Genomic DNA, 4,038 nt, shown 5'->3' with positions numbered 1-4,038 from the left:
CGCGGTCAGGGCCCCGCTGGCGTGCGCGGCCGAACCGGACTCCGTCACGCCGGCGGCGCACACCGCAGCCGCGGCGAAGCCCTCGTCGGCCAGCATCGCCAGGGCGTACAACGTGTCGGCCCCGTTGTTGCCCGCCCCCACCAGCCCCACGACGCTCCGGCCATGACGATCGGTCAACCGGGCCGATGCGACGGCGGCGAGCCCGGTCGAGGCGCGGCGCATGAGCTCACCGCCGGCGAGGTCGTCACCGCACCGCGCCTCAGCGGCGCGAATCTGCTCGGGACTGTGGGCTTCGATCACGACGGGTCACCTTTCGGCCAGGCACTCGGCCACGACGAACGCCGTGGCGACGCCGCCGTCATGCGACAGCGACAGATGCAGATGCGTGACGTGCTTGCGGGCCGCCACGAGCGCGACCGTCTCGGTGATGTGCAGCTCGGGGCGCCCGTCGCGGTCGCGGCGCACCTCGCAGTGCTGCCACGACATGCCCGCCGGAGCGCCGAGCGCCTTGGCCAGCGCCTCCTTGGCTGCGAACCGAGCGGCCAGGGAACGCACGTGCAGCGGCCGCTCGAGCGGAGTGAACAGCCGAACCCGCAGCGCCGGGGTGCGCAGCAGGGTTCGTTCGAACCGAGCGACGTCAACGACATCGATGCCGGTACCCACGATCATGGCGCGCCCCCTTCGTTTCGGTCAGGCGCTCCAGCGCCCGACGCCGCCCCGGTTCAGATCACTCGACCGTGACGGACTTGGCCAGGTTGCGCGGTTGGTCGACGTCCAGGCCCTTGGCCGTGGAGAGGTAGAGCGCGAAGACCTGCAGCGGCACCACCGTCAGCAGCGGCTCGAGCAGCGGCGGCGCCTGCGGCACCCAGATGACCTCGTCCGCGAACGGGATCACGTCGGTGTCCCCCTCCTCCGCGATGACGATCGTGCGCGCGCCGCGGGCCCGGATCTCCTGGATGTTGGAGACGACCTTCTTGTGCAGGTCGTGCGGGGTGTCCGGGCCGGGCACGATGATGAAGACCGGCTGGCCCGGCTCGATCAGCGCGATCGGGCCGTGCTTGAGTTCACCGGCGGCGAACCCCTCGGCGTGGATGTACGCGAGCTCCTTGAGCTTGAGCGCACCCTCCATCGCCACCGGGTAGCCGACGTTGCGGCCCAGGAACAGCACCGAGCGGGTGTCGGCCATGAAGCCGGCAATCTCCTTGACCCGGTCCATGGTGCCGAGCAGGGTCGCGATCTTCTCCGGCATCTCGGCGAGCTGACCCATGACGGTACGCGCGTCCTCGGCGAACGAGCCGCCGCGCAGCTGCGCAAGGTAGAGCCCGAGGATGTAGCAGGCGGTGATCTGCGCGAGGAACGCCTTGGTCGAGGCGACCGCGATCTCCGGGCCGGCGTGGGTGTAGAGCACCGCGTCCGATTCGCGCGGGATCGTCGATCCGTGGGTGTTGCAGATCGACAGGGTGCGCGCGCCGAGGGCCCGGGCGTGGCGCACGGCCATGAGGGTGTCCATCGTCTCGCCCGACTGGCTGATCGAGACGATGAGCGTGCGGTCGTTGACGATCGGATCGCAGTAGCGGAACTCGTGAGCGAGCGCCACCTCGACCGGGATGCGGGTCCAGTGCTCGATGGCGTACTTGGCGACCATGCCGGCATAGGCAGACGTGCCACACGCGATGATCGTGATGCGGTCGATCTGGCGCAGCACGTCCTCGGAGATGCTCATTTCGTCGAGGAGGAGCGACCCGTCGGGGGCGGTGCGGCCGAGCAGGGTGTCGCCCACGGCGTGCGGCTGGTCGTGGATCTCCTTCTCCATGAAGGTGTCGTAGCCGCCCTTCTCCGCGGCCGCGGCGTCCCAGGTGACCTCGTAGGCCTTGCCCTGGGCCGGGTTGCCGTCGAAGTCCGTGATCTCGACCGAGTCGGGGGTGATGACGACGATCTGGTCCTGACCGAGCTCCACGGCGTTGCGGGTGTAGCCGATGAAGGCGGCGACGTCGGAACCGAGGAAGTTCTCGCCCTCGCCGAGCCCGACGACCAGCGGGGAGTTGCGGCGCGCGGCGACGACCCGGTCGGGGGCGTCGGCGTGCACGGCCAGCAGGGTGAAGGCGCCCTCGAGGCGGTTGACGACCGACGTCATGGCCGCGTACAGGTCACCGGTGACGTCGTAGGCGCGCGCCAGCATCTGGGCGGCGACCTCGGTGTCGGTCTCGGAACGGAACTGCACGCCCGCCTCGAGCAACTCGGCCTTGAGGGAGTGGAAGTTCTCGATGATCCCGTTGTGGACAACCGCCAGTTTGTCGGTCGTGCCGCCCAGGTGCGGGTGGGCGTTGAGGTCGGTCGGGCCGCCGTGCGTGGCCCAGCGCGTGTGCCCGATGGCGGTCGCGGAGGCGTGCAGCGGCGCTTCGTCCAGGGCGTTTCGGAGGTTGGCGAGCTTGCCGGCGCGCTTCTCCCACTCCACCCCGTTGCCGTTGACCAGGGCGACACCCGCGGAGTCGTACCCCCGGTATTCGAGGCGGGTGAGGCCCTCCATGACAACGTTCAGGGCCGTGTCGTCGGAGCGAGGCCCGACGTATCCGACGATTCCACACATGGGCCCAACCCTAATGGGTTGAGACGCCTGCGCCGGACACCGTGCGCTTTGCGCGACAATGCCGTGGTGCAGCAGTCCTTAGACACCGATGCCTTGCCGTCCGCGTACGTGGAACTCGACCGAGCCGCGTGGGCGCGATTGCGCGAGAATCACCCGCTCAGTCTCGACGAGACCGACCTCGAACGGCTGCAGGGTCTCGGGGACGAGGTCGACATCCAGGAGGTCGAGGAGGTCTACCTGCCGTTGTCGCGACTCCTGCACTTCTACGTCGAGGCGACCTACGGTCTGCACCTGGCCACGAGCGAGTTCCTCGGTGAGCGGCCCGGACGCACCCCGTTCGTCATCGGTGTTGCGGGGTCGGTGGCCGTGGGCAAGTCCACGACCGCGCGCATCCTCAAGGAACTGCTCAGCCGCTGGCAGCATGAGCCGCGCGTCGAGTTGGTGACCACCGACGGGTTCCTCTACCCCAACGCCGAACTCGCCGAGCGCGAGATCCTGCACCGCAAGGGCTTCCCCGAGTCGTACGACCGGCGCGCGCTCATGCGGTTCGTCGCCGCGGTCAAGGCCGGCGTGCCGGAGGTCGAGGCGCCGGTGTACTCGCACCTGACGTACGACATCGTGCCGGACGAGAAGATCGTCGTGCGCCGGCCCCAGGTGCTCATCGTCGAAGGGTTGAACGTGCTGCAACCGCCGCGCGCGCAGACCGATGGGCGCTCATCGCTGGCCGTGAGCGACTTCTTCGACTTCTCGGTGTACGTCGACGCCGACCCCGCGGACATCCGAGAGTGGTATGTCGAGCGGTTCCTCAAACTGCGCGAGACCGCGTTCGCCGATCCGGATTCGTACTTCCACCGGTACGCAGCGTTGACCGACGCCGAGTCGCGCTACCGGGCCGGGGAGATCTGGAAGGGCACGAACGAGCCCAACCTGCTGGAGAACATCCTGCCCAGCCGCAGTCGGGCGACGCTGATCCTGACGAAGGGGTCGGATCACAGGGTCGAGCGGATTCGGCTGCGCAAGGTCTGACGGAGGCCCCGATCAGTACCAGTGCGGGCTGCGCGACTGCCACGCGCCGAGGGCACCACACGGCGATCCGTAGCGCTCGGAGATGTAACCCAGGCCCCACTTGATCTGGGTGGCCGGGTTGGTCTGCCAGTCGGCGCCGGCGCTGGCCATCTTCGAGCCGGGCAGGGACTGCGGGATGCCGTAGGCGCCCGAGGAGGCGTTCATGGCGAGGTGATTCCAGTTGGACTCACCGGTCCAGAGGGTGGACAGACAGGACATCTGGTCCTGGCCCCAGCCGTAGGAGGCGAGCATGCCCGCGGCGATCTGCTGATTGCTGCCCCCGGTGGCGACGACCGGTGCGGCGGCCTGGCGCTTCGCCTCGGCCTCACGCTGCAGCTCGGCCTTGCGCGCCTCGGCCTGGCGCTGCTGCTCGGCCTGGCGGGCCT

The 4,038-nt window shown here is 69.3% G+C and carries 5 protein-coding genes; 1 reads left to right on the top strand and 4 read right to left on the bottom strand.

Annotated elements, in window-relative coordinates; translation table 11 throughout:
- From KD1_RS15195 to glmS, 3 genes are all read right to left on the bottom strand, one after another.
- A partial coding sequence (locus KD1_RS15195) for an NAD(P)H-hydrate epimerase (RefSeq protein WP_281177628.1) occupies positions 1–300 on the bottom strand: 300 nt, incomplete at its 3' end.
- 6 nt (positions 301–306) lie between these two features.
- The gene (locus tag KD1_RS15190; RefSeq protein WP_068403320.1) at positions 307–669 is read right to left on the bottom strand and encodes a holo-ACP synthase; all 363 of its coding nucleotides are present in this window, start codon (positions 667–669) and stop codon (positions 307–309) included.
- A gap of 58 nt (positions 670–727) precedes the next feature.
- Positions 728–2,587, bottom strand: coding sequence for a glutamine--fructose-6-phosphate transaminase (isomerizing) (glmS, locus tag KD1_RS15185; protein WP_068403318.1), 1,860 nt, complete (start codon positions 2,585–2,587; stop codon positions 728–730).
- A gap of 66 nt (positions 2,588–2,653) precedes the next feature.
- Between glmS and coaA the strand changes: the two genes are divergently transcribed.
- Positions 2,654–3,613, top strand: a complete 960-nt coding sequence (gene coaA / locus KD1_RS15180; RefSeq protein WP_245627436.1) for a type I pantothenate kinase — start codon at positions 2,654–2,656, stop codon at positions 3,611–3,613.
- Between the two features lie 12 nt (positions 3,614–3,625).
- Here the strand turns inward: coaA and KD1_RS17005 are convergent.
- On the bottom strand, positions 3,626–4,038 hold a 413-nt coding region (locus KD1_RS17005; RefSeq protein WP_502690828.1), incomplete at its 5' end, for an aggregation-promoting factor C-terminal-like domain-containing protein.

The sequence above is a fragment of the Kribbia dieselivorans NBRC 106261 genome (assembly GCF_001552435.1).
GTDB lineage: Bacteria > Actinomycetota > Actinomycetes > Actinomycetales > Dermatophilaceae > Kribbia > Kribbia dieselivorans.
The sequence above is the reverse complement of the archived record's forward strand: the minus strand, read 5'-3'. Positions and strand labels throughout refer to the sequence as shown.

What these genes read in the sequence shown, in the direction of transcription:
- KD1_RS15190 (WP_068403320.1), bottom strand. Translation starts at nt 669, where the DNA reads ATGATCGTGGGTACCGGCATCGATGTCGTTGACGTCGCTCGGTTCGAA.
- glmS (WP_068403318.1), bottom strand. Translation starts at nt 2,587, where the DNA reads ATGTGTGGAATCGTCGGATACGTCGGGCCTCGCTCCGACGACACGGCC.